Genomic DNA, 18,724 nt, shown 5'->3' on the forward strand with positions numbered 1-18,724 from the left:
CCTGTTTACTCTTCTCCGATATAGGCCTCCACAACCCTGGGATTGGAGGCGATCTGATCCGCATTTCCCGATCCGATCACTTCGCCGAAATCGAGCACATAGATCTGATCGGAAATATCCATGACCACGCCAAGGTCATGCTCGACAATGACCACGGTTATTTCCCATTCCTTTTTGATGTCGAAAATAAAGCGCACCATGTCTTCTTTTTCCTCGACATTCATGCCGGCCATGGGCTCGTCGAGCAAAATCACTTCCGGCTCCAGGGTAAGGGCCCGGGCCACTTCGACTCTTTTCTGCACCCCGTAGCTGAGATTGCCCACGATCTGCTTCCGGTAAGGCTCAAGCTCCATGAAGTCGATGACCCTTTCCACGTTTTCCCGGTTTTCCGCTTCAACTCTGGCGGCTTTTCCAAAAAAGAAAACAGCATGCAAAAGACTGTAGGAAAGATCCTTATGGCGGGCCAGCATGAGGTTGTCGAGCACCGACAGTCCGCTAAACAGCTCAAGGTTCTGGAAAGCACGCGATATCCCGAGCTTTGACACATGGTGCGGCGCCAGTTTCGTCAAACGCCGGTCCTTGTAATGAATCTCGCCGCTGGTGGGATGATAAAATCCGGATATGCAGTTTAACAGGCTGGTTTTGCCCGCCCCGTTGGGCCCGATAACAGAGGTGATAAGACCGGGCTGGATTTCCAGGTTCACGGAGGAAAGGGCGTGGAGACCGCCAAAGGTGAGGGTTACATCAGATACGATTAAATTCGGCATACAATTCCCGCAAAGTTGAAGTGGGAGAAATTATGCGCTTTCTGGTTTTAAGATTGAGCCCGTGGGGAGACAAAGTCAAGTAGAGAGAATAGCAGTAAAATAGCGGGTTATACCCGCTATTGTTCAAGGGAGAGCAAATGGGCGCGGAGATTTATCTTCTTGTTTTTTATATCCAATTTCGTTCTGATATTGTGCCGGTGAAACAATATGGTGTTTTTGGAAACCAGAAGTACATCTGCAATCTCGTCATTGGTTTTGCCCGCCTTGATCAGATCGGCCACGCGGATCTCCATGGGCGTGAAATTTCCGGTTCGGCCGGCCAGTCTGTTGATAAACGGGGATACGATATTGTCCAGGTTTGTGTCCAGGATCTGCAAAAGCGTCTTCTGGCGGGTATCCAGACGTGTATTCATTATTTTTTCCAGGTAGGGATGCACCAGTTGCTCCACGTTTCTGCGCACCATGTCACTAAGCCCCCGCTGGTCGCGCTCATGCTGGTTTAAAAGAACGCGCAGGGCGGTATTGACCTCCTCGAGATGATGGGACTGGGCGCGCAGTTCCTTCTGATTTTGCTGAAGGGAATGTTCAGCCCGCTTGCGCTCCTCGATTTCCTGCTCAAGGGCCCTGTTGGAGCCTTCAAGTTCCGCAGTGCGTTCTGCCACCAGTTTTTCGAGCTGGTCGCGGTACTGCTGCAGCTTTCTTTCCGCCTGCTTTTGCGCGCTGATATCGCGCAGGATCACGATGTTGCCCGCCGGCCTGCCGTCTGCACCCGTATACAAGGTGGAGGAAATCTGCACATCCAGCACCCGGCCGTCTCTTGTCAGGCGCCGGGTTTCAAAAAGATTGATGGTCTGGCCGGCAAGCATCCTTTCAATGGCCTGCCGGGTTTCGGCCCGGCTTTCCTCGGGCACGAAATCGATGCGCTTGCCCAGCAGTTCGTTTCTCGACAGCCCGAAGGTGGTCTCAAAAGCCGGGTTGACATAAGTGGCAATACCTTTCATGTCATAGACCACAATGGGATCCGGTGATGATTCCAAAAGGGTGCGGTACCGGGTTTCGCTTTCCCGCAAAACCGCTTCGGCCCGCTTTCGCTCGGCCAGTTCCCGGCGCACGTCGGCATACAGCCGGGCCTTTTGAAGAGCTATCAGTGCCAGGGCGGCAAAACGCTCCAGCACGGTCACATCCTCTTTTGTAAAACAGCGTCCCTTTTCCACGTGGGCAAGGCCGATCACACCCGCCACTTCCAGCCCGGACTTCAGCGGGATGCCGACCACGGAACCGAGACGGTCAAGCTTTTTGTCCGGTATCCGGCCGGGCCAGACCTGGTAGTCATCAACAAGCAAAACCGCTTCGGTTTCCCATACCCGGCCGCCCAGGCCCTGGCCCCGGACCACCTGACGGCCCAGCTGGCCCCTGAAAAAACCCTTGCCCATCTGCATCTGCATGTAGCGGGTGCCGGGTTCGTGCAGATAAATAAACCCGTGCTCCGTGCCGGTCAGGGAAGAGGCCCGATCCAGAATATTTTCCAGAAGCTCTTCTTTGTCGATCTTGGCAATCAATCCAAGAGATGTCTCATGAAGGGCCTCCAGGTAAGCTTTTTGGGCCTGAAATGCCGACTCTGCAGTCCGGCAGCGCTCTGCCTCCCGGCTTAATTCCTGTATCTGATTTTCCATCTGCTCATAGGACGATTTTGGACTCATGGACGCCGCCTGAACGGAATTTTTGGGGAAAGAAATATGTTTTTTAAATATATATTAACAGGTTATCCATGACTATGCAACTTTTTTGGTGCTAAAAAACCGCAAGCCGACTTGACAGGCCGGGCCGGCAATGACATGGATAAACAGAAAACTGTGCAAATCCCTTACACAAAGAAAGGCATAGCTTATGGATTTCGGCCGCTCCACCCCGCCGGACGAACTAAATGCCCGTGTGCGAAAACTTCAGCAGCACCTGCAGGAAAAACAAATCCAGGGAGCCCTGATCCTTCAGAATACGGATCTGTTCTACTTCAGCGGAACCATCCAGCAGGCCCATCTCTTTATTCCGGCCGAAGGCGAAGCCGTGCTCATGGTCAGAAAAGATATTGAGCGCGCCAGGGCGGAATCGGCCCTCAATCAGGTTGTTTCCTTTTCCAGCCCGAAGCAGATTCCCGATATCCTTGCCGGCCATGGCATCAGCATGCCGGCAAGACTTGGCATGGAGCTCGATGTTTTGCCGGCAAACCTGTATTTCAATTTCATCCGGCTGTTTGAAAACGCCGAAATCACGGATATCAGCACAGCCATCCGGATGATCCGCGCGGTGAAATCAGACTATGAAATCGATAAAATCCGCACCGCCGCCCGGTTTTCCGACCGCCTGGCGGCCTGTGTGCCCGATCTGTTAAAGGAAGGCATACCGGAGGTGGAACTGGCCGGCCGAATCGAGGCCGAAGCCAGAAAAATGGGACACCAGGGTATTGTACGCATGCGGCTGTGGGGGGCTGAACTGTTTTACGGCCACGTCATGGCCGGGTCTGCGGCTGCCGTGCCGAGCTATCTGTCTTCGCCCACCGGCGGCGCCGGGGTCAACGCATATGTGGCTCAGGGAGCGGGCATGCGGCCCGTGGGCAGAAACGAGCCCGTGCTTGTGGACATGGTTTTTGCATTTGAGGGCTACAATTCCGATCACGCCCGGATTTATTCCATCGGCGAACTTCCCGCCGACCTGACAGCCGCCCATCAGGTGATGCGCGATATCCAGGAAGCTGTGAAAAAAGCCGCCATGCCGGGAACAGTCGCGGGCGATCTTTACGAACTGGCCCTGAACATGGCCGAAGACAAGGGCCTGGGCGACTGTTTCATGGGCACGGGTGCCCAGCGCATCCGGTTTGTGGGCCACGGTATCGGCCTGGAGCTGGATGAATTTCCGTTTCTGGCCCGGGGACAGAAACTGGCCCTGGAACCCGGGATGATCATCGCCCTGGAGCCCAAGGTCATTTTCCCGGAAAAAGGCGTGGTGGGAGTTGAAAACACCCATGTGGTCACCCAAAATGGACTGGAACAGCTCGGCGAATATCCGGAAGAGATTATTGTCATATGAACAAAAAAAGGCCCGGCTTAAAGCCGGGCCCTCTTTTCAGACAGATTGCTTTGCTACAGGTTTCTTCAGCTTACTGCCCTTTCCACTGTTTTAACATTTCATCATAATCCATGGTTTTGGGCTCTTCATCCGGCCGCTCGGGCTTGGGCGCCCCGGGCTGGGACAGCCAGAATTCCCGGTCTTTTTTGGGATTGAGCTTCGGGGAATACTTGGGCATTTTCAGCCGGCTCATGAGCTCGTCCATCTTGTAGGCCAGATCATCCATTGCCTTCTGGGGGGTGGCATCCCCGGTGGTAACAAGGGATATGTGTTTCCACCACTGCTCTGCCAGAAGCGGATAATGGGGAACATTGGGACCGGTGTCGGTCCACATGTGCTCCACGGGCGACTTGTAAAAGGTCACAATGCCGCCGTAGGTTCCCTTTTTCTCCTCTTCTGCAAGGTAATCGGAAAACACCGTGGATTTGCGAACCGGAGTCCGGCCCACAATAAACTTTTTCAGGCTCACGGTCTTGGACACGCAGAACTGTGCCCACAGCCAGGCCGCGGCCCGGTCGTCGCCTTTAACGCTGTTTTTGAGAATCGTCCAGGACCCGGCATCCTGATAACCCACTTTCATGCCCTCGTCCCAGTACTTGCCGTGGGGCGTGGGTGCCACCCGCCACAGGGGCTTGCCAGTGGCGTCGGTGACCGGGCTCTGATCCGAGTTGAATGCCGGATCCGAAAGCCAGGTAATATACTGAAAAATCCGCTGGGCAACATTGCCCCGGGAAGGCGTTGGGCCGGCCTCGGACCAGGTCATGGAGCCGGCATCCGGGGGAGCGTACTTGTCCATCCATTCAACATACTTGGTTGTGGCATACACCGCAGCCGGGCCATTGGCCGCACCGCCGCGCTCCACAGAGGCGCCCACGGGAATGCGGTCCTCAACCCGGATGCCCCATTCGTCAACCGGCATTCCATTGGGAAGGCCCTTGTCCCCGGCTCCTGCTATGGAAAGCCAGGCGTCTGTAAACCGCCAGCCCAGGGAAGGCGATTTTTTACCGTAATCCATATGGCCGTAGACTGTCTGCCCGTCGATTTCCCGGCCCGTGAAAAACTCGGCAATATCCTCATATGCCGCCCAGTTCACCGGCACCCCGAGCTCATAGCCGTATTCTTCCTTAAAGGCCTTTTTCAGCTCCGGATCGGTGAACCAGTCGTAACGGAACCAGTACAGGTTGGCAAACTGCTGATCCGGCAGCTGAAGCTGGTTGCCGTCATAATCCTGACCAAACTCCAGGTTTAAAAAATCGTCGAGATCCAGCATGGGATTGGTGACATCCCTGCCCTCGCCCTTGATGTACTCGCTAAAGTTCAGGGCGCTGTCAAGGCGCAGATGCGTGCCGATAAGATCCGCATCATTGACGTAGATATCATAGAGCTTGCGGTTGGTCTGGATCTGACGCTGGACCCGGTCGACAACCTCGCCTTCGCCAATGATGTCATGGGTGACCTTGATGCCTGTGATTTCCTCAAATGCCTGAGCCAGCACCTTGGCTTCCCATTTGTGGGTGTTGATGCCTTCGGCCACTGATGTGATTTCAATTCCCTTATAGGGTTCGGCGGCTTTGGCAAACCATTCCAGTTCCTTTCTCTGCTCTTTTTTTGAAAGAACAGAGGGCTGGAAAACATCTATCCATTTGTCAATCGTATCTGCCTGTGCCGCGGCCGGCAGCAGGAAAGCCAGCGCTGTAAGCACCAGTACGATTTTTGCCGTCCATGTTCGATACATGTCCCCTCCCTGTAAAATGTTGGCGTTTACAATCTTTGATGGCGCCGTAAAAGTCCAATATCTGCGTTACGCGCAATTTCTCAGAATTTCACGTACGGATAAATACGCTGCATTCTTCGAAATTGCGCAAGCCTTGATCTTGAACTGTTTACGGCACCATCTGAAATCAGACTTTTTACGGTGCCCTCATCTTTTGCAAAAGCGTTTTTTTACCGCCGATATCACCTCCTTTTACAATGGGCGTCAATCCGGTACAACACCTCCGGAAAAAATGATATTTCAGATACATGCTTTCATTTTAGCCCCACCCGCCCTCTGCGGCAAACCAGCCAAGCGAGATGGCCAGGGGAATCCACAGGGCCGTATCCCCGGCTATGCCAAGCCATATCAGAAATATGGCGATCAGGGAGATGATCCCGATAAAAAACCGGTCGCCACGGGTGGTGCGGATGGGAAGAAAACCTTTTCTGGGCACGGACGGAGAAATCCCATCCCAGATACCCATAAACACGATGGCCGCAAACAGGCCGCCGATTGCCAGCCCGCTTGGCCAGGTCCAGTACATCCATGATGTATTGACGGCAATCCAGTCAACCATTTGCTATACCCTCCCCAGTGCAAACCCTTTGGCGATATAATTGCGCACGAAATAAACCACAATTGCGCCGGGCACCATGGTCAGCACCCCGGCGGCGGCCAGCAGTCCCCAGCGCACACCTTCTGCGCCGATGCCCACGGTCAGTGTGACCACCACGGGCTTGGCATCGGTAATGGTCAGGGCCTTGGCCAGAATCAGCTCGATCCAGGAAAAGGTAAAACAGAAAAACGCCGCCACACCCACGCCCGGGGCAATGAGGGGGAAAAATATTTTGCCGAAAAACCGGGGGAAGCTGTAGCCGTCGATCAGGGCGGTTTCATCAATTTCTCTGGGAATGCCCGACATGAATCCTTCGAGAATCCAGATGGCCAGGGGAATGTTAAACAGGCAGTGGGCCAGGGCCACGGCCAAATGCGTGTCATAGATTTGCAGGGTATAGTACAGCTCGGTAAACGGGACCATGAATACCGCAGCCGGGGCCATGCGGTTGGTCAGAAGCCAGAAAAAAAGATGATGCGAACCCCTGAACTTCCACCTGGAAAAGGCATATGCGGCGGGAATGGCGGCAATAAGGCTGATCACCACATTGAGGCACACATAGATGAGCGAATTCATAAAACTGCTGCGCCACAAAGATGATGTAAAAATCTCCGCATAGTTTTGAAACGTCAGGTCTTTGGGAATCAGGGTCAGCTCTTTTAAAATCTCGTTGTCTGTCTTCAGCGATGTATTGATCATCCAGTAGATGGGTATAAACAGGACCACCATGTAGCAGATCAGAAAAATATAGCGCTTCTTCATTGGTTTTCTCCTTTGCCGATGTTGGTCATCAGCTGAAAGAAGATATAGCTGAAGACAATGACAATGAAGAGATAGATAAACGAGGAGGCCCCGGCATACCCGAGTTGATAGGATTCTGCCTTCCGGGCCACGTGCAGGCTCAAAAACGTCGTGGCATCCCCGGGCCCGCCGCCGGTGAGCAGAAGGGGTTCGGCATAAATCTTAAACGAATCCATAAACCGCAGCAAAACCCCGATGATCAGAACCGAGCGCAGCTTGGGAAGGGTCACGTAGCGAAACATCTTCCACGAAGATGCCCCGTCAATCCGGGCGGCCTGGTAGAAGGCATCGGGTATGGCCTGCAGTCCCGCATAACAGAGCAGGGCCACCAAAGGCGTCCAGTGCCAGACATCGAGCAGAAAAATGGTGGCAAAAGCATCCACCGGGTACTTGGACACATTGAAATCATAATTAAACAGGGCCAGAAATTCCGGAATCAGGCCCACCGAGGACTGGGTGAGCACCCGGGCGATAATGCCCACAACATTAAACGGGATCAAAAGGGGAATGCCCAGCAACACCAGACACAGGGCCACGGCCGGGCCCCTTCTGGGCATGGACAGGGCAATACAGATGCCCAGGGGCACCTCCACGGCCAGAATGCCCATGCTGAAAAAAAGCTGCCGGATCAGGGCGCCCTGGAAAGCCGGATCCCGGAGCACTTCAATGTAATTGTCAAACCCCACGAATGTCGGCGAGGATCCGGCAAAAATATAGTGCAGGGAATAATTGATCACCGTCATCAGGGGGATAAAGGCACTGATGGACAGAATTGCCAGTGCGGGAATCAGAAACAGCCAGCCTCTGTTTTTCATGGCGGTCCCCCTTGAAAATGTTGTCCCCGGCAATCCCCGGATGCAGGGCTTGCGGATATGGCCTCAGATAATTCTTTGTTCGTTGTAAAACAGGTTGACCTTGTCTTCCGGAAAACTCAGCCACACCCGGTCGCCTTCCCGGATACTGATGGATTCGCTCACTCTGGCCTTGATCCGCGAGTTCCGGCGGTCACAGGTCAGCACTTTGTAGGCGCCGGTGTCTTCGATCACCGCAACCGTAAATTCCACAGCCCGGTTTTTTTCCTCTGCAGCCACGTCCAGAAATTCCGGCCGTATGCCGAATTTGAAATCCTTTCCGTAAGAAGCCATCTTTTTTTGCATGTCTTGGCCAATGGGCAGCGCAAAGTCGGCAAATTGCAGTCTGCCGTCATCCAGGCTGCAATCGAGCAGGTTCATCCCCGGGCTGCCGATAAAATAGCCGATAAACGGGGTGGCCGGCTGGGCGTGCAGCTCTTCGGGGCTTCCCTTTTGAATGAGGCGTCCGTCTTTGACGATGGTCACGTTGTCTGCAAAGGTCAGGGCCTCGTGCTGATCATGGGTGACATAGATCATGGTTTTTTTCAGCCGGTTCTGCACCTCCCGGAGTTTTCTGCGCAGTTCCCCCTTGAATTTGGGGTCAATGACCGTCAGAGGCTCATCCAAAAGTACGGCTGCCGTATCTTCACGCACAATGCTTCTGCCAAGGGAAATCTTCTGCTTGTCTGCGGCATTTAAACCCGTGGTCCGCGATTTTAAACGATCGGCCAGCCCGAGGATCTCGGCTGTTTCCTCGACTTTTGTCTTTACTGTTTTTTCAGGGGTTTTTTGATTGCGCAGGGGAAAGGCCAGATTGTCAAACACATTCATGCTGTCATAGACCACCGGGAACTGAAACACCTGGGCGATTTTGCGCTCCCGGGGGGCAAGCCCTGTGACATCGTTTCCGTTGACCCGGACACGGCCGGCGGTGGGATAAAGCAGTCCGGAGATGATGTTTAAAATAGTGGTCTTGCCGCAGCCGGAAGGCCCGAGCAGGGCGTTGGCACTGCCGTCGGCCCAGGAGATATCCAGCCCGGAAACCGCATATTCCCGCTCATCCTCGGGTTTCGACAATGAATCATAGGAATGGGAAATGCTTTCAAGCTCGATTCGGGCCATGGTTTTCCTCCATCGCCGGAAGCCGGTCTCTACCGGTCAGGAAAAGGTTTTAAAGGCCAACTGCCTTGTTTCCCGGTCAAACAGAAACAGCCGCCCGGGATCCAGGTAAACGGTTATCTGCGTTCCGATGGGAAACCTGGCCACCTCCTGCATGAGCACCACAAACACCTGTCCCTGGTGACGGACATGCAGTTCAGTGTCTGAGCCGAGTTCCTCGGCCAGTTCCACGGTGGCGGTAAAGGAAATCAGATTTTCCATTTTTTGAGCGGTATAAAGATTGTATGCGCGGATTCCCACCAGATACTGTCCATGCGCCAGCCGGTCCCGGAATCGGGTGACATCGATTGCAATTTCTTCTGAGATGCGAAGAAAAATCCTGTCCTGCTCTGTTGTCACATCGGCTTCCATGATGTTCATGGTGGGATAGCTGAAATAGGCCCCCACTTCCACCGAAGCCGGATTCCGGTAGACATCCTGAAGGGCTCCGTACTGCAGCACCCGGCCCTCCTGAAGATAGGCAACATGCGTTGACATGGAAAGCGCATCCACGGGCTCGGGCGTGGCATACACCACGGCCCCGCCCTTATGAGTCAGAAGGGTTTTGAGCTCTCCGCGCAGTTCCTCGCGCAGCTTGTAGTCAAGGTTGGCCAGGGGTTCGTCGAGAAAAACAAACCGGGTGTCCTTGACCAGGGCCCGGGCAATGGCGGTGCGCTGCTTTTGGCCGCCGCTGACTTCTTCCGGGTAATGATCCAGCACCCCGGTCAGCCCGAGAAGCCCGGCATTATGGCGCACTTTTTGATCAATGCCGGCTTTTGTATGCCGGTTTTTGGAAACCCGCAGGGGAGAGGCGATATTTTCGTATATGGTCATGGACGGGTAATTGACAAACTCCTGATAGACCATGGCCACGTTTCTTTTCCGGACCGGAACCCGGGTGACATCAGCGCCGTCATAATGCACCCGACCCTTATCCGGGCGGTCGATGCCGCACATGATGCGAAGAAGTGTTGTCTTGCCGGCACCCGTGGCCCCGAGGAGGGTTACAAAGGCACCATCCTCGATTTCCATGGACACATCGCGTAAGGCAGGGGTTGCCTCGTAGGACTTTTCAATGTTGAAAACAGCGATTCCCATTTCAAGGTTCTCCCTGAAAAATCGCAAACCACGTCCCGGAAATGCGGACAACCGGACAAAAAGAGCAAAAGTCGCTTTATTCGGATATTTTTACCGTTCTGCATCCAGAGCTTATCATTTTCTTTATCAGATCAAACAGGATTTCACAAGTGAAAATTATAAAAAATTTTTAAAACAATTTTCGGAAATGATCAATCCCATGAGCTTGCAAAAATCTTTTTTACAGACCGTGTTAAACTCGAAGCGATTACAGTATTAAGTAAAATCGGAAAGTTATTTTTTATCAAACCACGAAAAGTTCCACTTCCGCACGCTCCAGAGTCTCCATGAGCGGCGCCGAGGGCCGGCGGTCGGTGAACAGGGCGTGAATCTCTTCGATATTTCCCAGACGCACCATGGCGTTTCTGCTGAACTTGGTGTGGTCCGCAGCCAAAAACACCTTTCGGGAGTTGTCAATAATGGCCCGGGCTGCACGCACTTCCCGGTAATCAAAATCCAGCAGCGTGCCGTCGGAATCTATGCCGCTGATGCCGATCACCCCGAAATCCACCCGGAACTGCTGGATAAAATCAATGGTCGCCTGGCCGATGAGCGCACCGTCCCGGTGCCGCAACAGGCCGCCGGCCACAATAACCTCAATCTGCTCGTTGGCCGACAAAATATTGGCCACGTTCAAATTGTTGGTGATCACCGTCAGGCGCTTGTGATCCACAAGGGCCCGGGCCACGGCCTCGGTTGTGGTTCCGATATTGATGAAAACAGAGGCATGATCCGGAATCTGGGCGGCAACCAATTGCGCGATCTGCTGCTTCTGGCGGTAGCACATGATCTTGCGCTCATTATAGGCAACATTTTCCGTACTCGATGCCACCCCGGCGCCCCCGTGAAACCGCTGAATCAGCCCCTCTTCACTCAACACATTGATATCGCGGCGGATGGTCTGGGGTGTGACAGCAAACTCCCGGGCCAGGTATTCTATGGTCACAAACCCCTGGGCCTGCACGATCCTTTGAATCCCCAAATGGCGGTCCGCCGGACTCAGGCGGGCACCGGATCCCGGTGCTGTCCGCCCGGAACTTTTCTTTTCAACGGCCACGGGCTCAGATAAGGATCGGGATGCCATGGGCCCTCCTGAAAACGGATGATTCCGGTTTTGCCGCACTTTGCCGGATGTAATAAAATGAAAGACTTGTTTTCATTTTCGAAAATTTGTACGTGACATATTGGATTATTTGTGGTATCGGTCGGGTAAATTTTCATTTTCGCTAAAATCAGCTTAACATCCCAAGGCTGTCTTCACAAGCAAAAACCCTGTCAAGGGGGGCTGATGCAGACCTGTGTACTGATCATCGGCGCCGGAGCCACCGGCACCGCCCTGGCCCGCGACCTCTGCCTGCGGGGGATAGACTGCACCCTGGTTGAAAAGGGTGATGTCAATGCAGGGGCCTCCGGGGCCAACCACGGGCTTTTGCACAGCGGCGCCCGGTATATTGTCTCTGATCCTGCCGCGGCCGCAGAATGCCATGCGGAAAACCGCATTTTAAAACAAACCATACCCCAATGCATCGAAGACACAGGCGGTCTGTTTGTGGCCGTGCAGGGCGATGATGAAAAATATATCGCTGATTTTCCAACAGCCTGCCAAAAGTGCGGCATCCCTGTTCAACCCCTGAGCCCGGACCAGGCCCGGGACATGGAACCGGCATTGTCAGAGGACGTGATCGCCGCCTTTTGGGTCGATGATGCCGCCATTGATCCGTTTAAACTGTCGCTGGACAATCTCAGCTGCGCACAGGCGCGCGGGGCACGCCGGCTTTGCCGCCATCAGGTAACATCGTTTGAAATCAGGGGCGGCCGCATCGTCTGCACCCATGTCACGGACCTGAAAACAAACAAACAATTTCCCATTGAAGCGCAAGTCGTGGTCAATGCCGCCGGCGCCTGGGCCGATATCATCGCCCGGTGCGCAGGCGCACAAATGCAGATGTATTATTCCAAGGGCAGCCTGATGGTCACGCAAAACCGCATCGCCAAACGGGTTATCAACCGGCTGCGCATGCCCACTGACGGCGATATCCTGGTTCCGGGGGGAACCGTGTCCATTCTGGGCACCACTTCCGAACGCGTGGCCTCACCGGACTTCATCTACCCGGAAATCCATGAAATCGATACCATTCTTGACCAGGGATCGGCCATGATTCCAAAATTGGCGCAAACGCAGTATATCCGCGCCTACTGCGGGGTACGCCCCCTACCGGCGGGCTCTGAGATAACAAACCCGCCCCGGGATCCGGATGACCGGGCCGTGAACCGGGGCTATGAGCTTATTGATCACCAGGATCAGCCCGAACAAATGGCCAACTTTGTTTCCATCACCGGCGGCAAGCTCACCACCTGCCGGCTCATGGCGGAAAAAACAGCCGATCTGGTGTGCGAAAAACTCGGTATCCAGGCTGTTTGCCGCACCCGCACCGAGCCTGTCCCGGATGCAGCCGAAGCAAAATGGACCAAGCCCGGCCTGGCCCCGGCGGCCTGGGTACGGGAAAACCGGTGCAAAGAACCCCTGCTTTGCGAATGCGAAATGGTTCCGGAAAGCGTTGTCAAGCAGATTGCAGACACCTTTGCCGCAAACCAGCAGCGGCCCAATCTAAAAGCGATCAGCCTGAGAAGCCGCATCGGCAAGGGTCCCTGCCAGGGAACTTTCTGCAGCATGCGCATCATGGCCTATCTATATGATCAGGGATACATAAACGACCGGTACGGCACAGATGATCTGCGCGCCTTTTTAAAGGAGCGGTGGCGCGGCCGGCAGCCCCTTGCCTGGAACAACGGCCTGGCCCGGGCCGAGTTGATGGAGGCAATGCACTGCGGCCTGTTTTGCCTGGAGCTGTAAACCCTCATGACTTTACTGTTTCGCGCGGTTTTAACCCGGCCTGCGAGGATCAAATGAACAACCAGAAAGCCGATATTCACTGCGACCTGATGATCATCGGCACCGGCATGGCCGGCATGGCCGCAGCCTTGTTTGCCGCCGGACAAGACCTTGACATTGTCCAGGCCGGCCGGACCGGACAGCTCGGCTTTGCAAGCGGTCTGATAGACGTTTTGGGGGTTTATCCCGTGGCACGGAGCAGGATTGTCAAAGATCCCTGGCCGGCCATTGCAGATCTTGGCCGCCATGAGCCGGCCCACCCATATGCAAAGATGGCAATCAGCGAAATTCAGACGGCCGTTGATACCGTGCTGGGTTTTTTTGAGCAGGCGGGCTATCCTTACATGTATCGAAAAAATCAAAACATGATCATGCCCACGGCCGCCGGCACAGTGAAACCCACCTATGCCGCGGCCCATACCATGGCCCATGGACAGGCGGCCATGGCACACCAGGAACCATGCCTGCTCATTGATTTCAAAGGGCTTAAGGGATTTGGCAGCCGGATGATCGCCGCAAACCTGGCCCGGACCTGGCCGGGACTTCGGCCAGTGACCATCGGGTTTCCCGAAGCCGGTACAGAGCTTCATCCGGAGCCCATGGCCCGTGCCCTGGAAACCGCCCGCATGCGCGAAAAACTTGCAGAAAACATCGCCCCGCACCTGGGCGATGCCGCCTGCGTGGCGCTGCCTGCAATTCTGGGCATTTCGCGCACCCAAAAGGTCACAGAAGAACTCAGCGGCCTTCTGGGGATGCCGGTTTTTGAAATCTCCACCATGGTGCCGGGCGTTTCCGGTATCCGGATAATGGAAATCTTTCAGCAGCACCTGCCGGAAATGGGCATAAATGCTTTTTTTCAGCACAACGTGCGCAAGGCCTGCCGCAAAACCGGCGGCGGATGGGTATTTGAAGTGGGAGACCGCAGTCACTGGCGCCTTGTATCAGCCAGGGCGGCCCTGGTCTGCAGCGGACGGTTTTTGGGCGGCGGCCTGCATGCAGACAGAGCCGGAATTACGGAAACCATTTTCAACCTTCCGGTGGCCCGGGTCCCGGACCGGGACTCCTGGCATCACCGGGACCTGCTGCATGCCGGGGGCCATCCGGTAAACCGGGCCGGTCTGGCTGTTGACAAAAGCTTCAGGCCGGTGGATGACAACAATAGGCCGGTCTGGCCGGATCTGTTTGCAGCCGGCACGATTCTGGCCGGCCAGGACTGGATGCGCGAAAAATGCGGCAGCGGGCTATCCATTGCAACGGCATACGCTGCAGTCCGGGCTGCGCGCAGATTTCTTGAGAAAACCTAACTCCCGGGTCTTTTTCAGGGGTGCCGGCAGCGCTGCAGTTGTGATAGGATCGATTTAAAATCCATTGATCAACTCAAACCAAAGGAGGTTTGCGGCCATGGGCGATTACATCGGGGCTTTGGACCTGGGCACCACCAGCAACCGCTTTATTGTTTTTGACCGGCGGGGCCGGATCGTGGGATCGGCCCAGAAGGAACATGAACAGATATTTCCCAGGCCGGGCTGGGTGGAGCACAATCCAGTGGAAATCTGGGAAAACACCGGCGATGTCATGCGCGGGGCCCTTGCCAAAACCGGGCTGAAAGGATCCGATATCGAGGCGGTGGGCATTACCAACCAGCGCGAAACCACCCTGGTGTGGGACAGCCGCACAGGCAAGCCCTACATGAACGCCATTGTCTGGCAGGACACCCGAACAGACGAGATGTGCAACCGCCTGGCCGAAAACGGGGGGCAGAACCGGTTCAGGGACAAAACCGGGCTTCCGCTGTCCACCTATTTTGCCGGACCCAAGCTGCGCTGGATACTCGATAACTGCCAACCCGCGCGCAAGGGTGCGCAAAAGGGGCAGGCCATGTTCGGCACGGTGGAGTCCTGGGTTATCTGGTGGCTCACCGGCGGGCCCGGAGGCGGATCGCATGTCACGGACGTGACAAACGCAAGCCGCACCATGCTCATGAACCTTGAGACCCTGTCCTGGGATGAGCAGATCCTCAAAGCCTTAAACATCCCTGAATCCATCCTGCCGCGCATCGTGCCCTCCATTGATTCCGACACCTGGGGCACCACCCGCAAAGACGGCCCCCTGGGGGGGGAAGTTCCGGTCTGCGGAGCCCTGGGCGATCAGCAGGCCGCCCTGGTGGGCCAGGCCTGCTTTGAGGTCGGGGAAGCCAAAAACACATACGGCACCGGATGTTTTCTGCTCTTAAACACAGGTACCGAAGCGGTGGCAAGCCGCCACGGCATGCTTACCACCGTGGCCTACCAGGTGCGCGGCGAAAAACCGGTCTACTGCCTGGAAGGCTCCATTGCCGTTGCCGGCGCCCTGGTGCAGTGGCTGCGCGACAACTTAAAATTCATCGAGCATGCCGCGGAAATCGAGCCCCTGGCCCGGTCGGTTGCCGATAACGGCGGCGCCTACATTGTGCCGGCTTTCTCCGGGCTGTTTGCGCCGTACTGGCGATCAGACGCCCGGGGGGTGATCGTTGGCCTGACCCGGTTTATCAAGCGGGGCCATATCGCAAGGGCCGTGCTCGAGGCTGTGGCCTACCAGACCCTGGACGTGGCCGAAGCCATGGAAAAGGATTCCGGGGTGAAAATGGACAACCTCAAGGTGGACGGCGGCATGGTGGTAAATGAGCTTTTGATGCAATTTCAGGCAGATATTCTGGGCATCCCGGTGGTCCGGCCCAAAATCACGGAAACCACGGCCCTGGGTGCCGCGTCTGCGGCGGCCCTGGCCAGCGGGTTTGCCTCCGGCATCGGCGAACTCAAGGAAAACTGGGCCCTGGACAAAACCTGGCAGCCGCAGATGTCTGAAGAGCAGCGCAAAAAGGACGTCAAAAACTGGAAAAAAGCCGTGGACAGGACCTTGAACTGGATCGACTAGGCCAGCCCTTTTTGTTTGGCCACAAAATAAACCATCTGCCCGACAATCATGGAAATGATCTCCGGGGGCAGCAGATCCGAGGGCGAACTCTCCATTTTTTCGGCAACCAGGTCCTTTGCGCTTTTCTCCGGATCACCGGTCCGGGCCAGGGACTGTTCGATCCGGGTGCGGAATTCGGTTGCGGCAGAAATGGACCGGTTTAAAAAAGTTGCCGCATCCTGACCGGTTCGCGCACCATAATGCTCTGCAAGGTAGACGGCAATATCCAAGCCCGCCATTTTTTCAAGGCTTTGCTGATACTTGTCAAAATCGGAATTGGCAGCGGTAAAAATCTCGTCTCCGGCTTCAATGCCGCCGGCATCCGAGGCAAACAGGGCTTTTTGCTCAGGCACGTACACGGCAAGGCTGCACGATGAATGACCCGGCACCGCCAGGATCTCCAGGGTCATATCCCCGCAGGTGATTTTCTGGCCGTCTTCGAGCACCTGCTCCACCTCGATGCCCTCAAAATCGGCATATCCTTTTTCTTTTGCATCATCGAGCCGACCCCGGCGCTTTAGGGTCTCATGGTTCATGGCATTGATGGTTTCAATCACCTTTGGCTTGCCCAGCATGGCCTTTGCCGGCGCGGATGCGGCCACGGCCGCCCGGGGCCACTGTTTTTTGAAAAACGGCACAATGCCGCAATGATCAAAGTGAGAATGAAGAATCACAATTCTTTTGATCTTTTCCGGGTCCACGGCCATCTCCCGGATCTGGTCCAGGACCTCTGGCACGATATAAACCATCCCCCCGCCGATAATGGCGGCCTCGCTGCCGCCATCGAGCAGATATACATTGGATTCCCGCCGGCCCAGCAGGGTGATGCGATCGGTTATTTTTCCCGGCTCCTCTATTTTCATACAACCTCCTTATTCGCTGACCAGCAAATTTACCGCATCAATATGCGCTGGATTTTCCCGGTCAATGACTTCAATGATGCTGCCGTGCATCCGTTTTTTGTGCTCTGCAAAAATGCCGCGCTTCTTGTTAAAAGATTTGGCAAACCCCATGGTTTCCGCCATGAGATGTTCGGCGTTGTCACAGGCTTTTTCAATTACGTGATGGGCTTCCAGCTCCGGGGCCGTGGCCCGCCGGCCGGTGAGTTTTAACTCATTGAACTTCCACCGGGGTACGGCCTTTTCAATAAAGGCATCCATGCCCGGCAGAAACGGAATGCCCAGGTCCACTTCCGGAAAGCAGAAAAACCCCCGGTCGGATTTCATGAACCGGAAATCACAGGCGCAGGACAAAATGGCGCCGTTTCCGAATGCATGACCGTTGATGGCGGCAATGGTGGGCACCGGTGCCAGCAGCAGCTTTTTAAACACTTCATCCATGCCGTAGCAGAAATCCCGGATGGCCTGAAATTCCTGTGCGGCATACTTTTCCATCAGCCAGTTGACGTGAATCCCGTTTGAAAAAAATTTGGGATCCGAACTGGTCAACACAACCGCCCGGGTTTGGCTATCTGCCACAGCCTCGTCCAAAACAGCATTCAGGGCCTGTGAAAAGGCCAGATCCTGCAGGTTTTCATTGTTGTTCATATAAACAACCGCCACGCCCTCATCCATCTGTCTGTATACAATCGCCATAACCGATCCTCCGTTTTGCTATCCCTTTGCCCACAGCTTTTGTTTTTCCACTCTCTGTTTGACCCAGGATTCGTTAAACCACAGGGCCGCCAGGATCAGCCCGCCGCCGGCAAGCAAACGCAGCAGATCCACCTCCCGGTTCCAGATCACCAGGTTGACCACAAGGCCTGCGGGCACCAGTGCATTGTTCATGATGGCCAGGGCGCCGGCGTTGACCAGGGTGGCCCCCTTGTTCCAGAGAAAATACCCGATGCCGGATGCGGCCACGCCCAGCCACAGCAAAACACCCCATTGAACGGCTGTCTGGGGCATCATGGTCATATCCCCCCAGAATAGCCAGCCTGAAACCGCCACTGCCATGGCGCCGATATAGAAAAACCCGAACACCGAGTGCTGGGCAAAAACCTGCATTCCGGCCTGCCGGCGCTTTTCCATGAGATTTTTATACCCCACCTGGCCCACGGCAAAACAAACATTGGCTCCCTGAACGAGCAAAAATCCGATCACAAAATCCTGGCTTAAGGGGTTGTAACGGATCACGGCCGCTCCGGCAACGGCAACCCCGGCGGTCACCAGATACCAGAAGGTAAACCGGCGCCGGGCCGCGTCATAGAGCAAAGTGATATAAATCGGCGTAAAAACGGTAAAAAGCACCACTTCGGGCACGCTTAAAAAGGAAAAAGAATGATAAAAACAGATAAACATCACCCCGAGCTGGACCGCGCCAATGCCCATGAGCCGGACAGCCAGGTTCCAGGAAACCTTTTTCCAACGGATAAAGGGCAGAAACATCAGGGTTGCCAGAAACGTGCGCGAAAACACCGCAAAATAACTGTCCACCTGCCCTGAAAGATAAACCCCGATCAGGCTGAAGGAAAATGCCCATAAAACCGTTACACCCCACAAATATGCCATCTTCGACTCTGTCCTATATTTGATGGTTTCGTAAAAAATGGTTCCAAGGAAGCCCAAGGTTGGGGTCGGTTTGTAAGCGACATTGAGCGTTTACGGAAAAATTCAGCAAATGCCGGAGCTAAAAAATTTCAAACTGTTTGAGGCCGACAGGCCGAGTTTT

Annotated in this window: 16 protein-coding genes; 4 read left to right on the top strand and 12 right to left on the bottom strand. The window is 55.0% G+C overall.

The window, feature by feature from the left end; translation table 11 throughout:
- Positions 1-5: 5 nt before the first annotated feature.
- Positions 6-767 carry an ABC transporter ATP-binding protein gene (locus ACTCIA_RS05845; RefSeq protein ID WP_463000864.1) on the bottom strand — a complete coding sequence of 254 codons (762 nt, stop codon included), beginning with the start codon at positions 765-767 and terminating at the stop codon, positions 6-8.
- 116 nt (positions 768-883) lie between these two features.
- Positions 884-2,467 (bottom strand): PAS domain S-box protein, encoded by a 1,584-nt coding sequence (locus ACTCIA_RS05850; protein ID WP_463000865.1) that lies wholly within the window; start codon positions 2,465-2,467, stop codon positions 884-886.
- A gap of 187 nt (positions 2,468-2,654) precedes the next feature.
- Here ACTCIA_RS05850 and ACTCIA_RS05855 point away from each other — a divergent pair, with 187 nt between their 5' ends.
- A complete protein-coding gene (locus ACTCIA_RS05855) occupies positions 2,655-3,851 on the top strand; it encodes a M24 family metallopeptidase (protein ID WP_463000866.1) in 1,197 nt (398 codons plus the stop codon).
- 70 nt (positions 3,852-3,921) lie between these two features.
- On the opposite strand, the gene ACTCIA_RS05860 is transcribed toward ACTCIA_RS05855, so the two are convergent.
- The 7 genes from ACTCIA_RS05860 to ACTCIA_RS05890 form a co-directional block, all read right to left on the bottom strand.
- The gene (locus tag ACTCIA_RS05860) at positions 3,922-5,625 is read right to left on the bottom strand and encodes an ABC transporter substrate-binding protein (RefSeq protein WP_463000867.1); all 1,704 of its coding nucleotides are present in this window, start codon (positions 5,623-5,625) and stop codon (positions 3,922-3,924) included.
- Between the two features lie 298 nt (positions 5,626-5,923).
- Positions 5,924-6,223, bottom strand: coding sequence for a DUF2160 domain-containing protein (locus tag ACTCIA_RS05865; protein WP_463000868.1), 300 nt, complete (start codon positions 6,221-6,223; stop codon positions 5,924-5,926).
- A gap of 3 nt (positions 6,224-6,226) precedes the next feature.
- Positions 6,227-7,024, bottom strand: coding sequence for a carbohydrate ABC transporter permease (locus tag ACTCIA_RS05870; RefSeq protein ID WP_463000869.1), 798 nt, complete (start codon positions 7,022-7,024; stop codon positions 6,227-6,229).
- Positions 7,021-7,878 (bottom strand): carbohydrate ABC transporter permease, encoded by an 858-nt coding sequence (locus ACTCIA_RS05875; RefSeq protein WP_463000870.1) that lies wholly within the window; start codon positions 7,876-7,878, stop codon positions 7,021-7,023. The genes ACTCIA_RS05870 and ACTCIA_RS05875 overlap by 4 nt, the downstream gene beginning before the upstream one ends.
- A gap of 63 nt (positions 7,879-7,941) precedes the next feature.
- Positions 7,942-9,036 (bottom strand): ABC transporter ATP-binding protein, encoded by a 1,095-nt coding sequence (locus ACTCIA_RS05880; RefSeq protein ID WP_463000871.1) that lies wholly within the window; start codon positions 9,034-9,036, stop codon positions 7,942-7,944.
- A 36-nt stretch (positions 9,037-9,072) separates the two neighbouring features.
- Positions 9,073-10,170 carry an ABC transporter ATP-binding protein gene (locus ACTCIA_RS05885; RefSeq protein ID WP_463000872.1) on the bottom strand — a complete coding sequence of 366 codons (1,098 nt, stop codon included), beginning with the start codon at positions 10,168-10,170 and terminating at the stop codon, positions 9,073-9,075.
- Between the two features lie 283 nt (positions 10,171-10,453).
- Entirely contained in the window at positions 10,454-11,293 is an 840-nt protein-coding gene (locus ACTCIA_RS05890; RefSeq protein WP_463000873.1) for a DeoR family transcriptional regulator, read from the bottom strand.
- Between the two features lie 204 nt (positions 11,294-11,497).
- Between ACTCIA_RS05890 and glpA the strand changes: the two genes are divergently transcribed.
- The 3 genes from glpA (at position 11,498) to glpK (ending at position 16,015) form a co-directional block, all read left to right on the top strand.
- Positions 11,498-13,063 (top strand): anaerobic glycerol-3-phosphate dehydrogenase subunit GlpA, encoded by a 1,566-nt coding sequence (gene glpA, locus ACTCIA_RS05895; RefSeq protein ID WP_463000874.1) that lies wholly within the window; start codon positions 11,498-11,500, stop codon positions 13,061-13,063.
- 53 nt (positions 13,064-13,116) lie between these two features.
- Complete coding sequence (gene glpB, locus ACTCIA_RS05900; RefSeq protein WP_463000875.1) at positions 13,117-14,406, top strand: glycerol-3-phosphate dehydrogenase subunit GlpB; 1,290 nt, start codon at positions 13,117-13,119, stop codon at positions 14,404-14,406.
- A 97-nt stretch (positions 14,407-14,503) separates the two neighbouring features.
- Positions 14,504-16,015: a glycerol kinase GlpK gene (gene glpK, locus ACTCIA_RS05905; protein WP_463000876.1), complete on the top strand. Its 1,512-nt coding sequence runs from the start codon at positions 14,504-14,506 to the stop codon at positions 16,013-16,015.
- Here the strand turns inward: glpK and ACTCIA_RS05910 are convergent.
- Genes ACTCIA_RS05910 through ACTCIA_RS05920 form a run of 3 tightly spaced genes read right to left on the bottom strand, consistent with a single transcriptional unit; the run spans position 16,012 to position 18,564 of the window.
- Complete coding sequence (locus tag ACTCIA_RS05910; RefSeq protein ID WP_463000877.1) at positions 16,012-16,917, bottom strand: MBL fold metallo-hydrolase; 906 nt, start codon at positions 16,915-16,917, stop codon at positions 16,012-16,014. The genes glpK and ACTCIA_RS05910 overlap by 4 nt on opposite strands.
- 9 nt (positions 16,918-16,926) lie before the next feature.
- The gene (locus ACTCIA_RS05915; protein ID WP_463000878.1) at positions 16,927-17,649 is read right to left on the bottom strand and encodes an enoyl-CoA hydratase/isomerase family protein; all 723 of its coding nucleotides are present in this window, start codon (positions 17,647-17,649) and stop codon (positions 16,927-16,929) included.
- 18 nt (positions 17,650-17,667) lie between these two features.
- The gene (locus ACTCIA_RS05920; RefSeq protein ID WP_463000879.1) at positions 17,668-18,564 is read right to left on the bottom strand and encodes an EamA family transporter; all 897 of its coding nucleotides are present in this window, start codon (positions 18,562-18,564) and stop codon (positions 17,668-17,670) included.
- Positions 18,565-18,724: the final 160 nt, after the last annotated feature.

It is taken from the genome of Desulfosalsimonas sp., assembly GCF_055149105.1.

Excerpts from the sequence above, each read along its gene's own strand:
- glpA (WP_463000874.1), top strand. The coding sequence starts at position 11,498 with ATGCAGACCTGTGTACTGATCATCGGCGCCGGAGCCACCGGCACCGCC.
- ACTCIA_RS05910 (WP_463000877.1), bottom strand. The coding sequence starts at position 16,917 with ATGAAAATAGAGGAGCCGGGAAAAATAACCGATCGCATCACCCTGCTG.
- ACTCIA_RS05850 (WP_463000865.1), bottom strand. The coding sequence starts at position 2,467 with ATGAGTCCAAAATCGTCCTATGAGCAGATGGAAAATCAGATACAGGAA.
- ACTCIA_RS05870 (WP_463000869.1), bottom strand. The coding sequence starts at position 7,024 with ATGAAGAAGCGCTATATTTTTCTGATCTGCTACATGGTGGTCCTGTTT.
- ACTCIA_RS05920 (WP_463000879.1), bottom strand. The coding sequence starts at position 18,564 with ATGGCATATTTGTGGGGTGTAACGGTTTTATGGGCATTTTCCTTCAGC.
- ACTCIA_RS05915 (WP_463000878.1), bottom strand. The coding sequence starts at position 17,649 with ATGGCGATTGTATACAGACAGATGGATGAGGGCGTGGCGGTTGTTTAT.
- ACTCIA_RS05865 (WP_463000868.1), bottom strand. The coding sequence starts at position 6,223 with ATGGTTGACTGGATTGCCGTCAATACATCATGGATGTACTGGACCTGG.
- ACTCIA_RS05845 (WP_463000864.1), bottom strand. The coding sequence starts at position 767 with ATGCCGAATTTAATCGTATCTGATGTAACCCTCACCTTTGGCGGTCTC.
- ACTCIA_RS05890 (WP_463000873.1), bottom strand. The coding sequence starts at position 11,293 with ATGGCATCCCGATCCTTATCTGAGCCCGTGGCCGTTGAAAAGAAAAGT.
- ACTCIA_RS05860 (WP_463000867.1), bottom strand. The coding sequence starts at position 5,625 with ATGTATCGAACATGGACGGCAAAAATCGTACTGGTGCTTACAGCGCTG.
- ACTCIA_RS05880 (WP_463000871.1), bottom strand. The coding sequence starts at position 9,036 with ATGGCCCGAATCGAGCTTGAAAGCATTTCCCATTCCTATGATTCATTG.
- ACTCIA_RS05855 (WP_463000866.1), top strand. The coding sequence starts at position 2,655 with ATGGATTTCGGCCGCTCCACCCCGCCGGACGAACTAAATGCCCGTGTG.
- glpB (WP_463000875.1), top strand. The coding sequence starts at position 13,117 with ATGAACAACCAGAAAGCCGATATTCACTGCGACCTGATGATCATCGGC.
- glpK (WP_463000876.1), top strand. The coding sequence starts at position 14,504 with ATGGGCGATTACATCGGGGCTTTGGACCTGGGCACCACCAGCAACCGC.
- ACTCIA_RS05875 (WP_463000870.1), bottom strand. The coding sequence starts at position 7,878 with ATGAAAAACAGAGGCTGGCTGTTTCTGATTCCCGCACTGGCAATTCTG.
- ACTCIA_RS05885 (WP_463000872.1), bottom strand. The coding sequence starts at position 10,170 with ATGGGAATCGCTGTTTTCAACATTGAAAAGTCCTACGAGGCAACCCCT.